The organism is Bacillus sp. AR13-1, from assembly GCF_008042285.1.
In the GTDB taxonomy this organism is placed as follows: Bacteria; Bacillota; Bacilli; order Bacillales; family Bacillaceae_G; genus Bacillus_A; species Bacillus_A mycoides.
Genome location: NZ_QNUA01000001.1, coordinates 65976 through 83540, shown reverse-complemented (window position 1 = coordinate 83540; position 17565 = coordinate 65976). Strand labels below are relative to the sequence as shown.

Annotated in this window: 20 protein-coding genes; 12 read left to right on the top strand and 8 right to left on the bottom strand. The window is 35.4% G+C overall.

Annotation, left to right across the window (positions count from 1 at the left end; translation table 11 throughout):
• Positions 1 to 241: 241 nt before the first annotated feature.
• Positions 242 to 442, bottom strand: a complete 201-nt coding sequence (locus DN408_RS00470; RefSeq protein ID WP_002167816.1) for a DUF3903 domain-containing protein — start codon at positions 440 to 442, stop codon at positions 242 to 244.
• A gap of 143 nt (positions 443 to 585) precedes the next feature.
• Between DN408_RS00470 and DN408_RS00465 the strand changes: the two genes are divergently transcribed.
• Positions 586 to 999, top strand: a complete 414-nt coding sequence (locus DN408_RS00465) for an NUDIX hydrolase (RefSeq protein WP_002137764.1) — start codon at positions 586 to 588, stop codon at positions 997 to 999.
• 12 nt (positions 1000 to 1011) lie between these two features.
• Here DN408_RS00465 and DN408_RS00460 read toward each other — a convergent pair whose 3' ends face one another.
• Positions 1012 to 1689 (bottom strand): LrgB family protein, encoded by a 678-nt coding sequence (locus DN408_RS00460; protein WP_002137763.1) that lies wholly within the window; start codon positions 1687 to 1689, stop codon positions 1012 to 1014.
• The gene (locus tag DN408_RS00455; protein WP_000872360.1) at positions 1686 to 2051 is read right to left on the bottom strand and encodes a CidA/LrgA family holin-like protein; all 366 of its coding nucleotides are present in this window, start codon (positions 2049 to 2051) and stop codon (positions 1686 to 1688) included. The genes DN408_RS00460 and DN408_RS00455 overlap by 4 nt, the downstream gene beginning before the upstream one ends.
• A 151-nt stretch (positions 2052 to 2202) precedes the next feature.
• On the opposite strand from DN408_RS00455, the gene alsR reads away from it, so the two are divergent.
• The 4 genes from alsR (at position 2203) to DN408_RS00435 (ending at position 5886) form a co-directional block, all read left to right on the top strand.
• Positions 2203 to 3111, top strand: a complete 909-nt coding sequence (gene alsR / locus DN408_RS00450) for an acetoin biosynthesis transcriptional regulator AlsR (RefSeq protein WP_002128558.1) — start codon at positions 2203 to 2205, stop codon at positions 3109 to 3111.
• Positions 3112 to 3364: 253 nt separating this feature from the next.
• A complete protein-coding gene (locus tag DN408_RS00445; protein ID WP_002128556.1) occupies positions 3365 to 3940 on the top strand; it encodes an FtsX-like permease family protein in 576 nt (191 codons plus the stop codon).
• A 94-nt stretch (positions 3941 to 4034) separates the two neighbouring features.
• Positions 4035 to 4946, top strand: coding sequence for an ABC transporter ATP-binding protein (locus DN408_RS00440; protein ID WP_050000637.1), 912 nt, complete (start codon positions 4035 to 4037; stop codon positions 4944 to 4946).
• Entirely contained in the window at positions 4939 to 5886 is a 948-nt protein-coding gene (locus DN408_RS00435; RefSeq protein ID WP_147739913.1) for an ABC transporter permease, read from the top strand. Before DN408_RS00440 ends, DN408_RS00435 begins: the two co-directional genes overlap by 8 nt.
• Positions 5887 to 5908: 22 nt before the next feature.
• Here DN408_RS00435 and DN408_RS00430 read toward each other — a convergent pair whose 3' ends face one another.
• On the bottom strand, positions 5909 to 7069 hold the full coding sequence (locus tag DN408_RS00430; protein ID WP_002128552.1) for a M20 peptidase aminoacylase family protein: 1161 nt from the start codon (positions 7067 to 7069) through the stop codon (positions 5909 to 5911).
• Between the two features lie 88 nt (positions 7070 to 7157).
• Positions 7158 to 8066 (bottom strand): EamA family transporter, encoded by a 909-nt coding sequence (locus tag DN408_RS00425; protein WP_002128551.1) that lies wholly within the window; start codon positions 8064 to 8066, stop codon positions 7158 to 7160.
• A gap of 488 nt (positions 8067 to 8554) precedes the next feature.
• Here DN408_RS00425 and ccdA point away from each other — a divergent pair, with 488 nt between their 5' ends.
• Entirely contained in the window at positions 8555 to 9262 is a 708-nt protein-coding gene (gene ccdA / locus DN408_RS00415) for a cytochrome c-type biogenesis protein CcdA (RefSeq protein ID WP_033729854.1), read from the top strand.
• Between the two features lie 90 nt (positions 9263 to 9352).
• Positions 9353 to 9859: a CcdC family protein gene (locus DN408_RS00410; RefSeq protein WP_002014224.1), complete on the top strand. Its 507-nt coding sequence runs from the start codon at positions 9353 to 9355 to the stop codon at positions 9857 to 9859.
• Between the two features lie 551 nt (positions 9860 to 10410).
• Here DN408_RS00410 and DN408_RS00405 read toward each other — a convergent pair.
• Both DN408_RS00405 and DN408_RS00400 read right to left on the bottom strand, forming a co-directional pair.
• The gene (locus DN408_RS00405) at positions 10411 to 10842 is read right to left on the bottom strand and encodes a DUF2621 domain-containing protein (RefSeq protein WP_002142746.1); all 432 of its coding nucleotides are present in this window, start codon (positions 10840 to 10842) and stop codon (positions 10411 to 10413) included.
• Between the two features lie 109 nt (positions 10843 to 10951).
• The gene (locus DN408_RS00400) at positions 10952 to 11248 is read right to left on the bottom strand and encodes a hypothetical protein (RefSeq protein ID WP_002033506.1); all 297 of its coding nucleotides are present in this window, start codon (positions 11246 to 11248) and stop codon (positions 10952 to 10954) included.
• Between the two features lie 253 nt (positions 11249 to 11501).
• On the opposite strand from DN408_RS00400, the gene DN408_RS00390 reads away from it, so the two are divergent.
• Positions 11502 to 12080, top strand: coding sequence for an AAA family ATPase (locus tag DN408_RS00390; RefSeq protein WP_002128548.1), 579 nt, complete (start codon positions 11502 to 11504; stop codon positions 12078 to 12080).
• Entirely contained in the window at positions 12077 to 12649 is a 573-nt protein-coding gene (locus DN408_RS00385; protein ID WP_002167821.1) for a DJ-1/PfpI family protein, read from the top strand. Before DN408_RS00390 ends, DN408_RS00385 begins: the two co-directional genes overlap by 4 nt.
• A 13-nt stretch (positions 12650 to 12662) precedes the next feature.
• On the opposite strand, the gene DN408_RS00380 is transcribed toward DN408_RS00385, so the two are convergent.
• Positions 12663 to 13631 carry a class I SAM-dependent methyltransferase gene (locus DN408_RS00380; protein ID WP_179957865.1) on the bottom strand — a complete coding sequence of 323 codons (969 nt, stop codon included), beginning with the start codon at positions 13629 to 13631 and terminating at the stop codon, positions 12663 to 12665.
• Positions 13632 to 13812: 181 nt separating this feature from the next.
• On the opposite strand from DN408_RS00380, the gene hutP reads away from it, so the two are divergent.
• The 3 genes from hutP to hutU all read left to right on the top strand — a co-directional run bounded on the left by hutP (position 13813) and on the right by hutU (position 17555).
• Entirely contained in the window at positions 13813 to 14253 is a 441-nt protein-coding gene (hutP, locus tag DN408_RS00375; RefSeq protein ID WP_000926519.1) for a hut operon transcriptional regulator HutP, read from the top strand.
• Positions 14254 to 14355: 102 nt separating this feature from the next.
• On the top strand, positions 14356 to 15873 hold the full coding sequence (gene hutH / locus DN408_RS00370) for a histidine ammonia-lyase (RefSeq protein WP_002033511.1): 1518 nt from the start codon (positions 14356 to 14358) through the stop codon (positions 15871 to 15873).
• Positions 15874 to 15896: 23 nt separating this feature from the next.
• The gene (gene hutU / locus DN408_RS00365) at positions 15897 to 17555 is read left to right on the top strand and encodes a urocanate hydratase (protein ID WP_002033512.1); all 1659 of its coding nucleotides are present in this window, start codon (positions 15897 to 15899) and stop codon (positions 17553 to 17555) included.
• The last annotated feature ends 10 nt before the right edge of the window (positions 17556 to 17565 follow it).

Genomic DNA, 17565 nt, shown 5'->3' with positions numbered 1-17565 from the left:
GCTTTAATATAATGAGTATAAAGTTCGAGTATTCGAAGTATTACTTGAATTATATCCCTATCCCTTTTCTAAAAATGCGAACAAGTTTTGCCCTATTCTATTCAATAGTTTATTGTATAGAAATATATTGTTCGATGACCATTATGGAACGCACATAATGGGTAAATCCCGATCCTTAAAGAGGATGCCCCTAATCTTCATGTGAAAATATGATCGGATAAGAAAGCTGGCCAATTTATGGTCAGCTTTCTTTTTGTTCAATGAGTAAGTCTTCTTTAATTTCTGTTTGCAATAATAAAGTTTTTCCGAAGCGACGTTTACATTCAGCTCGTACTTTTTGAATGGCTAGTAGCTGAGAAGTAGCAGGCACTGTGACAATGGATTGCCGAGGTTTTCGGTTTTCTTCACAAAAAACACATTCCACAACATATTTAGAAATCATAATTTCATCCTTCCGGTTTGAATTTCTAAGAAGGGACTGCTCATGAAGTTGATGTAAACTTTCGGCATCTTTTTACTTATTTCCTCTTTTTTTTCAAAGGGGAAATAAAAAAGAAGGTGAATTTTAGTAGGGGAGGGATGTATATGGAGAGATGGATAGGTACGGCAGCTATTTGTATGAATGAAAGAAATGAAATTTTAATGGTATTGCAAGGAAAAGAAGGGGAAGAAAAAAGGTGGTCTGTCCCAAGTGGAGGACTTGAAAAGGGAGAAACACTAGAAGAATGTTGTATCAGGGAAGTTTGGGAGGAAACAGGCTACAATGTGGAGGTTGTAAATAAAATATACGAAAAAGAAGGTATTACATACGGGATTCCGGTGTATGTTCATTATTACTTTGTTAAAAAAATAGGCGGTAATATGAAAATCCAAGATCCGGATGAGTTAATACATGAGATTGATTGGAAAGGGATACATGAAGTTGGAAAATTATCATTAGCTTTTCCAGAGGATTACGAGCTAATATACCGATATGTAAATAAAAAAGCAAGTGTGTAAATACTTGCTTTTTTAGTGTATCCAAGATAAGAAAAGTGGAACGATAACTAAACTAGCTCCAGCTGTTAAAAGCATTGATAAACTTGCAATTGTACCTTCTACAGGACCGATTTCAAATGCTTTTGATGTTCCGGTCCCATTCGCGCTAGTACCTAGCATTATACCTTTTGCGAGCGCTGTTTTAATACGGCATATGCGTATGAGTGTAGGACCGAATAACGCTCCAGTTAAGGCAGTTAATACAACGAAAACTGCTGTTAATTGTGACATGCCGCCAATCATTTCTGAAATAGCCATTGCAATAGGTGTTGTTACAATGTGCGGTGCTAAACTTTGTTCTATTGTAGAGTCAATTTGAAAAAAATTAGCTAGTAGTGCGGAAGTAATAACAGATAGAAAAGAACCGACAATGACATTAATTAAAATAGCAGTGCCGTGTTTTTTTAATAGATCAAAATGTTTATAGATTGGCCATGCGAAAGCAACTGTTGCAGGTTTTAATAATTCTGTTAGCCAATGACTACCAGATTCGTAGGTTTCGTATGGTGTATCTAATCCAAGTAATAAAGCTATTAAAATGATTGGGCATACAAGAAGGGGAGAAAGCAGACTCCAATTCCAGCGTTGATACATTTTTTTAGATACCCAATATGTGAATAGTGTTAATAGTAAACAAAGAAAGCCGATCATTGTGTTGATCCTTTCCGCTTTAATAGCAATTCTGTTAAAAGTCCTGTTACGAGAGTAACACAAAGTGTACTAATCACGATAATTAAAATGAGATCGATTCCATATTGTGATAATGTATCTTTGTAACGAATGACAGCGACTGCAGAAGGGATGAAAAATAAAATAAGTTCTTTTAATAAAAAGTCTGCACCGTCTTGTATCCATTCTTTTTTCACTATATTAAATTTTAATGAGATTAACAATAAAAAAATACCGATTATACTTCCTGGAACTGGGAGGTGTGCCTGTTTTGCAATCCATTCACCTGTCCAAGCGAAACAAAATAATAATAAAATTTGTCCGCTTAACTTCCACCATTTCATACAGTAACCACCTCTTTGTTTTTTACATAAAAATTGTAAAAAAGAATTAACAATTTCTACTATACGTTCATTCGAAATATTTGTCTAATATATAAATTATATGTTATTAATATATTAGATGTATTAATCGAAAGTGAAAAGGGTGTCCAAAATGGAATTACGGCATTTGCAATATTTTGTTGTAGTGGCAGAGGAATTACACTTTGGACGAGCAGCTGCTCGTTTACAAATGACACAACCACCGCTTAGTCAACAAATTCAGCAATTAGAAAAAGAAATGGGAGTTATGTTATTTTCAAGAACGAAGAGAAAGGTTGAATTAACAGAAGCAGGAGAAATGTTTTTAAAAGAAGTAAAAAAAGCGTTTGAACAAATTGAAAAAGCAGTAGAAGTTGCACAAAGTGCTCAAAGGGGAGAAGTTGGATCACTTTCAATTGGTTTTGTAGGTGCGGCGATATATGATATTTTACCGTCAATCGTCAGAGAGTATAGAAAGAAATTTCCGAGAGTGTCTGTAGCATTACATGAATTGTCCACACCGGATCAGGTGCATGCACTTCATGATAATCGAATTGATATTGGATTTTTACGTCCGCCAATTCCAACGCAATTACTTGAGTTAGAACCAATTCAAAAACTTTCATGTACGTTATGTTTACCGAAGGCACATCCTCTTGCTGAAAAGGACGAAATACATATCGAAGATTTAAGGGATGAACCGTTCGTATTTATTACGAGACCAGTATGGCCAGCGTTATATGATACAATTTTATCGCTTTGCCGTGATGTAGGTTTTAGTCCGCACATTGTACAAGAAGCAACGGAGTATCAAACTGTTATGGGGCTTGTAGCGGCAGGTATTGGAATTACGGTAATACCTGTATCCGCAAATAAATTGTATAGAACAGAAGTTGTATATAAAGAGTTATGTGATTCTAATTTTGTTGCAGAAATGTCAGTGGCTTATAAAAAAATGAATAACAATCCAGAGTTGTTAGAGTTTTTGAAAATTGCAAGAGAGAAAAAGAGGATTGAAGTGGAAGATGCGAAGGCTGAATAGTTGATGAAGTTACAGGATAGTCATGATAATTAAGTTATATAAAGATTCACCTCGTTAAACAAAAAACGGAAATGTAACTAAAGTGCATTTCCGTTTTTTGTTTTTTATTCAATGCTAAGGAGATCAATATGCGTGGTTTCTAGGACTAAAGGCTTAGTAAAGATTCCGATTGAAGTGCGATGTTTAAAATGTCATATTTTTATACACTAGTAGTATAGAATGCGTATGTTATGAAGCAAGGTAGGGGGAAATTATGTCTTTATTTCGGTTAGCGAGAAAAAATATACAAACATTTGCTGCCCAAAGGTTAAAACAATTTATGTGGATTGCTATGAATACAATGATTTGTTTTTTTATGATATCATTCCGATTCAATGAAGCTGTAATAAGTAAAGCGGAATATACACCTATATTTGTAAAGTGGTTTTATGCTATGTTTCTATTTATAGTTTTTGTGTGTATTTTCGTTACATATAAAATGACAACCTCTCTTTTACGGGTAAGAAGAGAGGAGTTTAAATCGTATGAAGTAGTGAAGATGACAAGAAAAGAAATGTTATGTTTATTATGTCAGGAGCAATTATTAACTTACGGAGGAGCTTTTGTTTTCGGATTAATTCATGGTATGTTATTTTTGAAATTATTTATTATTATTTTTATGAAAGCAGTAGGAATCCAAGGGATAACCAATGCACCGATTACGATGTATGCGGTAGTGATAACAGCAGTTGTTATGATAACTGTCATTATAATATCAATGTGGAAATGTTGTAGGTTTACACAAAGGTTAAAGGATGAAAAGTCATATGAAACGAGGAGAAAGGCATGAGAAATCATGGCTTTTTCTTCATTTTACACATGTTATTAATCATGATACAGTGGGAAGAACTGAAAAAAAGAGTTAAGAAGAAAGGTTGTATGGAATGATAAATGAGCAAGCGATCGTAAAAGTTGATCGATTAACAAAGCGAATTGGTTCAAAGACGTTAGTAGAAAATATTAGTTTTGAAGTGAAAAAAGGTGAAGTAGTTGGCTTATTAGGACCAAATGGTGCTGGAAAAACGACATTAATGCGAATGATGGTCGGAATGATTCGTATGACAGAAGGAGAAGTATGGATTGCTGGTCAATCTGTAAAACAGCAATTTGAAAAAACCGCTGCGAAAATTGGTGCTGTAATTGAGACACCAGAATTTTATCCTTTCTTAAGCGGCTATGAAAATTTAACATATTTCGGACGAATGAATGGGAATGTGACTGAAGAGCGTATCGATGAAGTAGTGCAATTGTTAGGAATGGGACAAGTAATTGACCGTAAAGTAAAAGCATATTCACTTGGTATGAGACAGCGTTTAGGAATTGCTCAGGCACTTATACATAATCCAGATGTATTAATACTAGACGAACCGACGAACGGATTAGATCCTAGTGGTATACATGAAATGCGGATGTACATAAAGAAAATTGCGCATGAACAAGGAAAAGCTGTTCTTGTTTCTAGTCACTTACTCTCAGAAGTTGAATTAATGTGTGACAGGGTTATTATTATTCAGCATGGAGAATATGTCGCAACACAAAATATTCAAAGTGATAAAAAGGAAGAAAAAGAAGAAATACATATACGTGTAGATGATGCGAATAAAGCGGCAGAGGTTTTAGAATACGATGTTTTAGTAAAAGAAAACGAATTAATTATAAACGTGAAAGATGAAGAAGTTCCAAATATTCTTCGTACATTGATGGAGAAAAACATTCAAGTTTATCGTGTATATGAAGAAAGAAAAACGCTAGAAGAGCAGTTTTTAGAATTAACAGGAGGAAAAGATATTGTTTAATTTAGTTTATAACGAGCTGTATAAAATATTTAAGCGAAAGCGAACGATTATTCCTTTTTCAGTTATTGCGGTATTAATTATTGGATTAGGATGGGTTACGGTAAAATATTTAGAGCCAGAAACAAAAGGGTGGAAAGCGGATTATACAGAACGCACTGTAGAAATTGAGAAAAAGCTCGGCATGAAAAAAGAGGATATTTTAACAGAAAAGTCAGGAGACGAGCTTGTAAAGGAATACCAGCTTAAAATGAAGCATTTAGATACGAATACAGCGCCAGCAAGTAGTTCTCCGCTTTCATTTATGAGAGATACAGGTTTTATCGTATTTCCAATTTTACTTCCGTTTATTCTCGTATATGCGAGTACGATTTTTGCGAATGAATATAGCTGGGGAACATATAAATTTTTAACAATTCGTCCAGCGAGCCGATTTAAAATTTTAACATCTAAGTTTTTGGCAATCGTTATATTTGCGGCATTATTATTTATATTTAATATGATTTTTTCCGTATTATGCGGGTTGATTATTTATAAATTCCAACAACCAGCTTGGGCTGAATTTGTCGTTCAAAATGGAAATATAATAAAACAAAATATTTTCGTAGAAGCAAGTAAATATTATATTTTATCTTGGTTACCAACTCTTGTGTATGCTGCATTTGCCTTTATGATTTCCGTTTTAACGAGATCGAGCGGAGGTGCAATCGGGATTTCTTTATTTCTTGCATTATCAGGGGGAATAGCGCTAATTCCGGCAGCAAGATATGAATGGGCGAAATATTTATTACCAGCGAATACAGATTTATATGGGCTTTTAAAGGGTGGAAGCTTTATTGATGGAGTAACATTCCCATTTGCTTCTTGTATGCTTCTTCTATACTTAGCTGTATTTTTAGGGGTTTCCTATACTGTATTTATAAAACGAGATTTAACAGCATAAACAAAAAGCCGTTAAGGGTAACTTAACGGCTTTTTGTTTGTAATAATTGATGAATAGCTTCTTCGGCTAATAGGGCGAAATACTCTGCGCTAATAGGCAATGCTTTTTCATCTACTGTAAAAGCTGGATGATGCCATTCATGTGTACCACTTGTTCCCATAAAGACGAATGAACCTGGTATTTCTTGTTGGTAAAAAGAAAAGTCTTCTCCTGCCATTGATGGTGTAGGAGAGATAACGTTTAGATTCATTTTCTCTGCAATATGAATAGAAAAATCAGTGAGTACTTTATCGTTTTGAACAGCAGGAGGACCGGGATAAAATCGGAATTCTGTTTTTACACCTAATGCATCAGAAACGCCATTAATGATACGTTTCATTAATGCCGGAATCTTTTCACGTGTTTCAGCTTGGAATGTACGGACAGTTCCTTCTAATATTGCTTTTTCGGGAATAACGTTCCACGTATTCCCTGAATGAATGTTTGTTACACTTACGACAGCGTTATGAGAAGAACTAATATTTCGGCTTACAATCGTTTGAAGTGCCATAACGATTTGAGATGATGCAACGATAGGATCGACGCCGGCATCAGGCACAGCTGCATGTGTACCAACACCATGGATTTCAATTTCAAATCGATCAACTCCGGCCATTAGTGGCCCATCTTTAATACCGATTGTACCTACTGGTAAATCAGGTTTATTATGCATACCGAAAATAGCTTGCACGCCACGTAAATGCCCAGCTTCAATAACTTTGCAAGCACCATTACTACTTTCTTCAGCTGGCTGGAATATAAGGCGGACAATTCCATTAAGAGAAGCTTCTTTTTCTTTTAATAAGTAAGCCGCACCCAATACAGCAGCTGTATGAAAATCATGCCCACAAGCATGCATTTTACCTTGTATTTTTGAAGTGTATGGAAGGTCAGTTTCTTCCTGGATAGGAAGGGCATCGATATCAGCACGAAGCGCTACAACTGGTCCGTTTTTATTACCAGAAATTTCAGCGATAACTCCTGTTTCTAAATTGGAATCAATAATAGTGATATTGGCCTCGTCTAACCAATTTTTTATCGCTTTTGTCGTTTCAAATTCTTCGTATGATAGTTCTGGATTTTCATGTAAATGCCGACGAATGGAAATAAGTTTTTCTGTTAATTGATCAGGAATAGATGCCACTTATTATGCCCTCTTTCTTAAGTGAAGTATTTGTATTAATTATACAATAATAAAAGAGAGGATTCTCAAATGAAAATCCTCTCGCGTTTTATGCTGCAACTTTTTTATGAGTATGCTGTTTTCGATAACGCCCACGCATTGCGTATGCAATTTGCGGGATTGCGATACCGATTAAAATAAGTGATACACCGAACCATTGTGAAGATAGTACAGCTTCTTTTAAAACGAATACAGACATAATAGTTGTAACTGGTAGTTCTGCTGCACCAAGAATAGTTGCTAATCCAGAACCGATTTTTGGAATGCCAATTGTAAAGGCAATGGACGGAATAACGATACTAAATATTCCTAATCCTAAGCCGTATTTCCAAAGGCCTTGAGAGATCGCCCCGTTAAAAATAAATGTTGGCGGGAATACGATCATGACTAAAGTTAAAGCGCCAGCCATTAAAAGGACACCACGTGGTAAAGAAGGTACTTCAACGGCAACTTTCCCGCTTACGAAAATGTATGTTGCAAATGTAATAGCAGATAATAAGCCTAAAATGATTCCAGTCGTATCGAAATCACCAGCTGATGTTTCTAATAACCCACTTGATAAAAATGTACCTGCAAGTAAGAAGATTACTGAAATAACTTTTTCTCTTGAAGGTAATGTTTTTGTTGCGACTGCTTCAATGATAATTCCAACCCAAACGAACTGGAATAAAAGTATAATTGCAATAGAAGCTGGTACAGTTTTTAAAGAAGCGTAATAAAAAATTCCAGTAAAACTTGCAGACGTTCCTGCGACGAATAAAATTAACATTTGTTTTAGTGGAACACGATGTCTAGAAAATAGAAGTGTAATAGCAAGTAAAATAATCCAACCGAACAAATACTGGCTACCAATTACCTCTCCAAGTGAAAACCCTTCTGCATATGCAAGTTTAACAAAAATAGCTAAAACCCCATAACTACACGCTCCTAATAAAACTAAAAGAGAATAACGAAGCATGAAAAATTCCTCCCATCTATATGAAATTGTTCCGTAACGGACATATATAACTAGAGGGAAGTATACAAAATTAAAAATGAAGGGTCAAATGAAAGAAAAGTGCAAAATTTTATAGAATAATAATAAAAGTATGATATTTATGCATAATCTTGAAATTAATAATAATTAAAGTATTGTAAAATCAGCTTTATGTTGTATAAAGACAGCATTTGAAAAAAATTTTTTAAGGCCAATAGGTGTGAAGTCAATTGTAATGTGCTAATCATTTGAGAAACTGTGGAACCTTTGTTATGTTAGTAACAATTAGAAAGAGTTTCATAATTCAATTGAGATTTTTCTATATAATAGAAGGGAATGAAAACGTTTTATTAGAAAATGTGTGAAAGGGTAGTTTTTCTTATTGTCATGTTGGAAAAGTGAATTCATGAAATGTCCATAGTATTTTCAATTGTTTTTGCTACAATATTGAAGAGGAGAGGAGTGGAATAATGCAAGATATTAGTATTTTTTTAGCGTTTGGAGCTGGGTTCTTATCATTTATATCCCCATGTTGCTTACCGCTTTATCCGGCATTTTTATCATACATAACAGGTATGTCGGTTTCTGAATTGAAAGAAGAAAATGCAATGCTTCGCAAAAGAAGTATGATACATACAGCGTTTTTCTTACTTGGTTTTTCAATTATTTTTATTGCAATTGGATTTGGTACAAGTTTTATTGGAGGCATCTTTACAAATTATAAAGATTTAATTAGACAGTTAGGCGGTATATTTATCATCGTGTTTGGTCTTATTATTGTCGGTGTATTTAAGCCGAAGTTTTTAATGCAAGACCGTAAATTTACGTTTAAAAATCGTCCGAGTGGTTATTTTGGTTCAGTTTTAATTGGATTGGCTTTTGCTGCTGGATGGACACCTTGTACTGGACCTATATTAGTGTCTGTAATTGGATTAGCTGCAACAAATCCAGAATCGGCAATGATTTATATGATTGCTTACATACTTGGATTTGCTATCCCGTTTTTCCTACTTTCATTCTTTATTACGAAAATGTCTTGGATTAAAAGAAATAGTATGAAATTCATGAAGATTGGAGGATACGTTATGATTGTCATGGGTATCTTCCTATATTTTAACTGGATGACGAAAATTATCGTATATTTCTCAAGTTTATTTGGTGGTTTTACCGGTTTTTAGTATTATTCTGTGAAAATGTTGGAAATACTAACGGAAAAGCATATAATAAAATTATATTTTGCATATAGCCACAAAAAAGGATGAGAAAATATGAACATAGTTCTGTTATCAAGTATCGTTGCTGTTTGTATGGCTGTCGGTGCGATGTTTATTCGTTTAAAAGCAGCTAAGAAACCTGCAACATTGAAAAAAATTATACTTCCCCCATTTTTTATGAGCACGGGAGCGTTGATGTTTGTTTTTCCTGAATTTCGATTAACTCCAGCAGAAATGTTAGAAGCAATTGGCGTCGGTTTGTTTTTCTCTATTTTTCTTATTAAAACATCTAAATTTGAAATTAGAGGACAAGAGATTTATTTGAAGCGTTCAAAAGCATTTGTTTTTATACTAATTGGATTACTTGTCGTGCGGATTGTATTTAAAACATACTTAAGCCAATCTCTTGATTTAGGACAACTTAGTGGCATGTTCTTCTTACTGGCGTTCGCGATGATTGTGTCATGGAGAATTGCAATGTACCGTTCCTTTACGAAATTACAGAAGGAAATGGAAAAAGAAGACGGTTTTTATAATGAAAAAGATATGAAGTTAACGTAAAGAGTGTTATATGTATAAAGAAACAACGTCTGATTAGACGTTGTTTTTTGTTAATCACTGAAAGGTAACTTCCTCAATTCTAGTTGTGATGTATAAATTGTCGACCATCGAAGAAGCAATTTAAGTTTGACGTTATGAATGGACCGATATAAGGAATACTATTTGGTTTGAAGTTTTATCACCGGTAATTGGTGGCTAAGTTAGATTAGGTTGGATCGTATAGGAGACGTTCCTTCATTAACAATTACTCCACTTGATGGTACTGATACAACATGAAAGTGGAATGTTAATGACGAAATTTCGCTTAGCTTAAGTGTCTTGAGCCGAATCTAATATTGCAAATATAAATGCAACAGGATGAATTGCTGCGAATACAACATATACCTCTGTAAATATTACAGGTACTGGTGATACGATTTATACGAGTGCTGTAGGGTTACAGATAGATTTAGCGAAAGCGAGATTAATTGCTACAAAATCAGTAACTGTAAGTTGAGCTTATAAAAAAGATTGCTATAAAATAGCAATCTTTTTTATAAGGAATAATGGGCTTACTTTGCAAGTAAAGTTTTATAGTTAGAATAATCAATCTCTTTTTCTTGTAGTTTCTTAATTAAAAATTTATGATCGCGCTTCGGTGTGGCAACGATATATCCTTGTATGATTAAATCTTGTGTAATTTTTGGAGCGTTTTCCTTTATTGCAAGTTCCCCAATTTTACCGGCAATTTTTGACTTAGCAACATCGCGAAATAATTCCGGAACGGGACTTACTAGTTCTTCTAACAATTGTTTTTGTTCGTCAGCCCATAAGTGTCTTGTTTTATTAATATAGTGATCTTCCCAATCCAAAATGGACATACCGTCTTCTTTTGGCAACCGTTTTAGGAATTTTCTGAACATGAAATATCCACCAATGGACATAAGCCCTAATAATACAACAGTCCAAACGACTATAAACCAACTAAACCATCCTTCAAGCAATTGTATGCCCTCCTTTAACGAAAGCAATATTTTGTATTTTATTTATATTATAAGCAATGAGATTCATAGAAAGCAAGAACGCTTGATCATTTTGACCAAGCGTTGTGATTTAAACGAAGTATAGTTGTTCAACACATAAAATATCATTGTCATTTTCTACATATTCAATGATGAGTGTGCCAACTTTACGATCTTTATCTTCAGTTGTGAAAATAGAGTAAGAAGTAAAACGTGTTGTTGATAGGCCGCTTATATGTGTAGGTAAAGGAATGTAGTCGTTATCGCGGAAGAATTCCATCAGTTCAATATCTTCAAATTCTTTTCGGTCAACTTGTTTGTTTGTATAGCGGCGTTGAAGTTGTTTTAAAGATGCATTCCAAGAAATTGCTTTTGTGTCGTATACCATTGTTCTATCTCCTTACTGTATGTAATTATTAAGAACATACGTTCTAATCTAGTATACTCTTTTTATAAGAAAAGGGAAAGCAAAAAATAATGTAAGCTTGGATTTCCAAGCTTACATTATTTTGCGTCCGTCATAATCTCTATTTTTTATTATAAGTTAGATAAGAATAAGAAACAAGATGATATATATCTTGTTGATAGTTTTCAAAATTCTGTTTATTATTTATGTAATACAGTACAAGGGAATGAGAGGGATGACATACGTAATTTCACTCCAAGGACCGATGGCAAGTGGGAAAACAACATTGGCAAAAAGGTTAGAGCAATATGAGCTTTCAATTATATACGAAAATCCATATCCAATTGTAGAAAAAAGAAAAGAATTACATTTAGATATGAACTCAAAAGAGGGGTTTATTACAAATCAAAAAATGTTTATTGAAGCAAAAATAAAAGAGTTTCAAAATGTGAAAAGCTCAGTCGTGATTTTTGATCGTGGACCAGAAGATATTGAATTTTATACACTCTTTTATCCGAAGATGATAGGGAAAGAGTGGGGTATAGAAACAGAATTAAAAGATGAATTGTATAAATTAAGAGAATGCCGTTCGGATGCAATTTTTTATTTAGATGTTTCGAAAGAGAGTTTGTATGATAGGAGAAATAATGATAGGACAAGAAATCGAAGTACATTTGAGGAACAATTTAAATTAGTAGAAGTTGAAAAAGAATGGTATAAACAATTTCCCGTAACTTATGTGGACACTAATATATTATCAGTGGACGAATTAGAGGCATATTTTATAGGGTGGCTAAGGGAGAAAAGGCTATGAAAAAAATATTATTATTCGTATACCCGACATTTGCAGAGTTTGAAATAACGGTAGCAACAGCATTGCTGAAAAAGAAATATGAAATCATTACAGCGGGTTTAACAAAAGAAATGATTATAAGTGAAACAGGCTTACAAGTACAGCCGCATATAGAATTAAGTGAAGTGCGTGTAGAAGAATATGAGGGGATTATCATTCCGGGCGGAGATGAAATACATATGAAAGAGGCGAAACTGCTTTTTTCAGTTATTCGTCAATTTTCTGAGCAAGGAAAATTAGTGGCAGCGATTTGTGCTGGACCGTATGCGTTAGCAAGGGCAGGTTTACTAAAAGAAATCTCTTATACAGTGACCATAGATTATCAAAAATTAGATTGTTTTCCAGTAGAAAATTTTGTGTATACAGAAGTTGTACAGCACGCAAATATTATTACAGCACAAGGACATGCATTTGTGCCATTTGGACTAGCGATTGCCTCCTATTTTGGAGTAGTGAATGAACATAATACAAATTTTTATAGTGGAAAGGGCAATATAATGATGGAGAATCTTTTACCGGAAAACGTGTAAAAGCTAGCGAATGCTAGCTCTTTTCTTTTTTACATCGATAAATCACTAACGTTTTCGGATCGCGCCATATACCGTTATGAAATGATAAATCATTTTCTATTTCTTCTTTTAGCCATTCCTTCATTTCGGTGTGAAGGGACATATTATCAGGTATATTCAACGACGGGAACATGCTAGAAATATAGTTAACGATTGGAGTGGCATGATGAAAAACAAGTGCATTATGAATAATTGTTTCTTCAACAGTTGAAAAAACAGAGTGTAATAGATCTTTAGCATTTTCTAAACAAAATGGAGCTACTGACGGTGATGTTTTTGGTAAATCAAATGTGACTAACATTTTGTTACACATTTCATCTATACGAGGTAATGAAACTTTAGAATTTGTTGTAGCTAAAAGGGCGCCGCCAGGACGAATTATCTTATGGAATCCTTGAATAGTTTTTTCGACATCTTTCATGTGGTATAACATATGCCTTGCGATTAGCAGGTCATAACAATTAGCTTCGAAAGGAAGTTTACTAGCGTCACCGAGTTTCCATTCAATCATATTATTCGTTATAGCAGCTTCAGAAAGCATAGTTTCGGATTGATCAAAACCAGTTAGATGTCCTTTATGACCATTAGTTTGCAAAAGGGAAAGAAATTTTCCGTTAGCACACCCGACCTCTAATATTTTTTCTTCCCCTTGGAGTTGTAAATGTTCAATGACGACTTCATCTACATTCACTTGTTTTTCTTCGTAATGTTTATGCGTATCGATACGTGTTTGTAAATGGTTACTTACGTTGTATTGGCGTTTTACATCATTCATTTTTTCACATTCCACCTTTATGCAAAATTGCTGAATCGCATGTGTTAATACATCTGTTTTATTTAAACCTTCGTAATGGAGTGCGTCTTCAAACCTTGTAAGTAATTTTTCTTCAATTCGAAAATGAATATCTTTTCGCTTCGCCACTGAAATTTCGCCCCTTTGCATCTGTTAGTGAGACTATAGCACGTCTGAAAAAAATCTGTAAATAAATTGTGTACACAAGTACAAGTATGAGAGGGATAAAAAATTGCTTGAATAATATTTTAAACTATTGACGATTTAACCGTTTTCATATATTCTTAAATTAAGTAATATTCAAATAATTCAAAAGAAATGAGAGAGTCACATGCTTCTTCAAGGAACACATCGAATTGGTCGTATGGCCATGCTGTTGGCACTTGCGGATGAGAATGAAAGTCCCGTATTATCTATTCCGAAAGGTTGGAAATATTGTACTGGGAAAGTTGGTTCTATGAATTCGCAAAAAGTAGTAGCAGCAATGGAAACAGCGGCTAAGAGCAACCGAGTTATTGAAACAGATGTTTACAGAGAAACACATGCACTTTATCATGCAATTATGGAAGCTTTGTACGGAGTGACGAGAGGTCAAATTCAGTTAGCAGACGTTCTTCGTACAGTAGGACTTCGCTTTGCGATTGTGCGCGGTACACCATACGACGGAAAAAAAGAAGGCGAATGGGTTGCTGTTGCACTTTATGGAACGATTGGTGCACCTGTAAAAGGATCTGAGCATGAGGCGATTGGTTTAGGAATTAATCACATATGATTTGCCCATAGTCTATTAGTTAGAAGGGGGCCTTATTTTTTAGGACAGAAGTCTGTCTTAAAAAGATAAGGTCCCCTTTTGCCTTTATAAGGAGGAAAAAGAATGATTACGTTAACAGGACACACATTGACAGTTGAAGAAATGAAGAGGTTGTTACTTGAAGGTGAAGGTGTAACAGCTTGCCCAACTAGTATGCAAAAAGTGGCAGAGTGCCGCGAAGTTGTCGAGAAAATTGTAGAGGACGGAAAAGTCGTTTACGGTATTACAACTGGATTTGGAAAGTTTAGTGATGTACTTATTCAAAAAGATGATGTAAAAGCACTTCAACACAACTTAATTCAGTCACATGCGTGCGGAATAGGCGATCCATTCCCTGAAGAAGTATCACGCGGTATGTTGATTTTACGAGCTAATACGATGTTAAAAGGAGTATCGGGTGTTAGACCACTTGTTGTAAACATGCTTCTTGAGTTTGTAAATCGTAAAATTCATCCAGTCGTTCCGCAACAAGGATCACTAGGAGCGAGCGGTGATTTAGCACCTTTATCTCATCTTGCTCTCGTTTTATTAGGTGAAGGTGAAGTGTTCTACAAAGGAAAACGAGTTCATGCGATGGTTGCTCTTACAGAAGAAGGACTTGAACCTATTGAACTTGAAGCAAAAGAAGGTCTTGCGTTAATCAATGGTACGCAGGCAATGACAGCGCAAGGGGTTCTTTCTTATATAGAAGCTGAAGCAAGTGCTTATCAATCAGAATTAATTGCATCGATGACAATGGAAGGATTACGCGGCATTATTGATGCATTCGATGAAAATGTTCATAAAGCGCGTGGTTATAAAGAGCAAGTCGAAGTGGCAAGCAGAATTCGTGATATTCTTCATGATAGTAAACTTGTGACAAAACAAGGAGAACTTCGTGTACAAGATGCATATTCACTTCGTTGTATCCCGCAAGTTCACGGTGCTTCTTGGCAAGTTTTAAATTATGTGAAAGAAAAATTAGAAATTGAAATGAATGCAGCAACAGATAATCCACTTATTTTTGATGGCGGTGAAAAAGTAATCTCTGGTGGTAATTTCCACGGACAACCAATTGCATTTGCAATGGACTTCTTAAAAGTAGGGATGGCGGAGCTTGCAAATATTTCAGAGCGCCGTATTGAACGCCTAGTAAATCCGCAATTAAATGACTTACCACCATTTTTAAGTCCAGAACCAGGACTTCAATCAGGTGCCATGATTATGCAATATGCAGCGGCTTCACTCGTTTCAGAAAATAAAACGTTAGCTCATCCAGCGAGTGTAGATTCAATTCCGTCTTCAGCTAACCAAGAAGATCACGTAAGTATGGGAACAATCGCTTCACGTCATGCGCATCAAATTATTCAAAATGCAAGACGTGTTCTTGCAATTGAGATGATCTGTGCGATGCAAGCAGCAGAATATCGCGGAATTGAAAACATGAGTACAGTTACAAAAACGTTCTATCATCAAGGTCGTCAGCAAGTGCCTTCTATTACAAATGACCGTATATTCTCAACGGATATTGAAAATATCGCGCATTGGTTAAAAACGAATTATTCAATAAAGGAAAGATTGGATGTAAATGCAGCACTATAAAACGAGAAAAGGGAGAGATTGAAATGGAAAAAGTACAACAAACAATTCGTGCGGCAAGAGGTACTGAGTTACAAACGAAAGGATGGGTTCAAGAAGCTGCACTTCGAATGTTAATGAACAATTTAGATCCTGAAGTAGCTGAAAAACCAGAAGAATTAGTTGTATATGGCGGAATTGGCCGTGCAGCTCGTAATTGGGAAAGCTACCATGCAATTGTTGATTCATTAAAAACGTTAGAAAACGATGAAACGTTACTTGTTCAATCAGGAAAACCGGTAGCAATTTTTAAATCACATGAAGATGCGCCTCGCGTTCTTTTAGCGAACTCAAACTTAGTACCGAAGTGGGCGAACTGGGATCACTTCCGTGAACTAGAGAAAAAAGGTCTTATGATGTACGGACAAATGACAGCGGGTAGCTGGATTTACATTGGGACACAAGGGATTTTACAAGGAACATATGAAACATTTGGTGAAGCGGCACGTCAACATTTCGATGGTTCATTAAAAGGTACTGTAACGATTACTGCTGGTTTAGGTGGCATGGGTGGCGCACAACCGCTTGCTGTAACGATGAACGGCGGTGTTGTAATTGCTATTGATGTAGATAAGCGTAGTATCGATCGTCGTATTGAAAAGAGATATTGTGATAAGTATACAGAATCATTAGAAGAAGCATTGGCTATTGCAAACGAATATAAAGAGAAGAAAGAGCCTATTTCAATTGGATTATTAGGTAATGCAGCAGAAATTTTACCTGAGTTAGTAAACCGTAATATTATCCCTGACTTAGTTACGGATCAAACTTCTGCCCATGATCCATTAAACGGTTATATTCCAGTAGGTTACACAGTAGAAGAAGCAGCGAAGCTTCGTGAAGAAGATCCAGAACGTTACGTACAATTATCAAAAGAAAGTATGAAAAAACATGTAGAAGCAATGCTTGCAATGCAAGAAAAAGGCGCGATTACATTTGATTACGGAAATAACATTCGCCAAGTTGCTTTCGATGAAGGATTAAAAAATGCTTTCGATTTCCCGGGATTCGTTCCAGCATTTATCCGTCCATTATTCTGTGAAGGAAAAGGACCATTCCGCTGGGTAGCACTTTCTGGTGATCCAGAAGATATTTATAAAACAGACGAAGTTATTTTACGCGAGTTCGCGGATAATGAGCATTTATGTAATTGGATTCGTATGGCACGTCAGCAAGTTGAGTTCCAAGGTCTTCCATCACGTATTTGTTGGCTTGGTTATGGCGAGCGTGCGAAATTTGGCCGCATTATTAATGAAATGGTGGCTAATGGTGAATTATCAGCACCGATCGTTATCGGCCGTGACCATTTAGATTGTGGATCAGTAGCATCTCCAAACCGTGAAACAGAATCTATGAAAGACGGTAGTGATGCAGTAGCAGACTGGCCAATTTTAAATGCATTAATTAACAGTGTAAACGGTGCAAGCTGGGTGTCTGTTCATCACGGTGGTGGCGTTGGTATGGGTTATTCACTTCACGCTGGAATGGTTATCGTTGCAGATGGAACAGAAGCAGCGGCAAAACGTATTGAACGCGTATTAACTTCTGACCCTGGTATGGGTGTTGTTCGTCACGTTGATGCAGGCTATGACTTAGCGGTTCAAACTGCGAAAGAAAAAGGCGTTAACATTCCAATGATGAAATAAGGAGGAAGAA

Coding starts and splice junctions, on each gene's coding strand:
- DN408_RS00470 (WP_002167816.1), bottom strand. CDS start 442: ATGATTTCTAAATATGTTGTGGAATGTGTTTTTTGTGAAGAAAACCGA.
- DN408_RS00465 (WP_002137764.1), top strand. CDS start 586: ATGGAGAGATGGATAGGTACGGCAGCTATTTGTATGAATGAAAGAAAT.
- DN408_RS00460 (WP_002137763.1), bottom strand. CDS start 1,689: ATGATCGGCTTTCTTTGTTTACTATTAACACTATTCACATATTGGGTA.
- DN408_RS00455 (WP_000872360.1), bottom strand. CDS start 2,051: ATGAAATGGTGGAAGTTAAGCGGACAAATTTTATTATTATTTTGTTTC.
- alsR (WP_002128558.1), top strand. CDS start 2,203: ATGGAATTACGGCATTTGCAATATTTTGTTGTAGTGGCAGAGGAATTA.
- DN408_RS00445 (WP_002128556.1), top strand. CDS start 3,365: ATGTCTTTATTTCGGTTAGCGAGAAAAAATATACAAACATTTGCTGCC.
- DN408_RS00440 (WP_050000637.1), top strand. CDS start 4,035: ATGATAAATGAGCAAGCGATCGTAAAAGTTGATCGATTAACAAAGCGA.
- DN408_RS00425 (WP_002128551.1), bottom strand. CDS start 8,066: ATGCTTCGTTATTCTCTTTTAGTTTTATTAGGAGCGTGTAGTTATGGG.
- ccdA (WP_033729854.1), top strand. CDS start 8,555: ATGCAAGATATTAGTATTTTTTTAGCGTTTGGAGCTGGGTTCTTATCA.
- DN408_RS00410 (WP_002014224.1), top strand. CDS start 9,353: ATGAACATAGTTCTGTTATCAAGTATCGTTGCTGTTTGTATGGCTGTC.
- DN408_RS00400 (WP_002033506.1), bottom strand. CDS start 11,248: ATGGTATACGACACAAAAGCAATTTCTTGGAATGCATCTTTAAAACAA.
- DN408_RS00390 (WP_002128548.1), top strand. CDS start 11,502: ATGACATACGTAATTTCACTCCAAGGACCGATGGCAAGTGGGAAAACA.
- DN408_RS00385 (WP_002167821.1), top strand. CDS start 12,077: ATGAAAAAAATATTATTATTCGTATACCCGACATTTGCAGAGTTTGAA.
- DN408_RS00380 (WP_179957865.1), bottom strand. CDS start 13,631: ATGCAAAGGGGCGAAATTTCAGTGGCGAAGCGAAAAGATATTCATTTT.
- hutP (WP_000926519.1), top strand. CDS start 13,813: ATGCTTCTTCAAGGAACACATCGAATTGGTCGTATGGCCATGCTGTTG.
- hutH (WP_002033511.1), top strand. CDS start 14,356: ATGATTACGTTAACAGGACACACATTGACAGTTGAAGAAATGAAGAGG.
- hutU (WP_002033512.1), top strand. CDS start 15,897: ATGGAAAAAGTACAACAAACAATTCGTGCGGCAAGAGGTACTGAGTTA.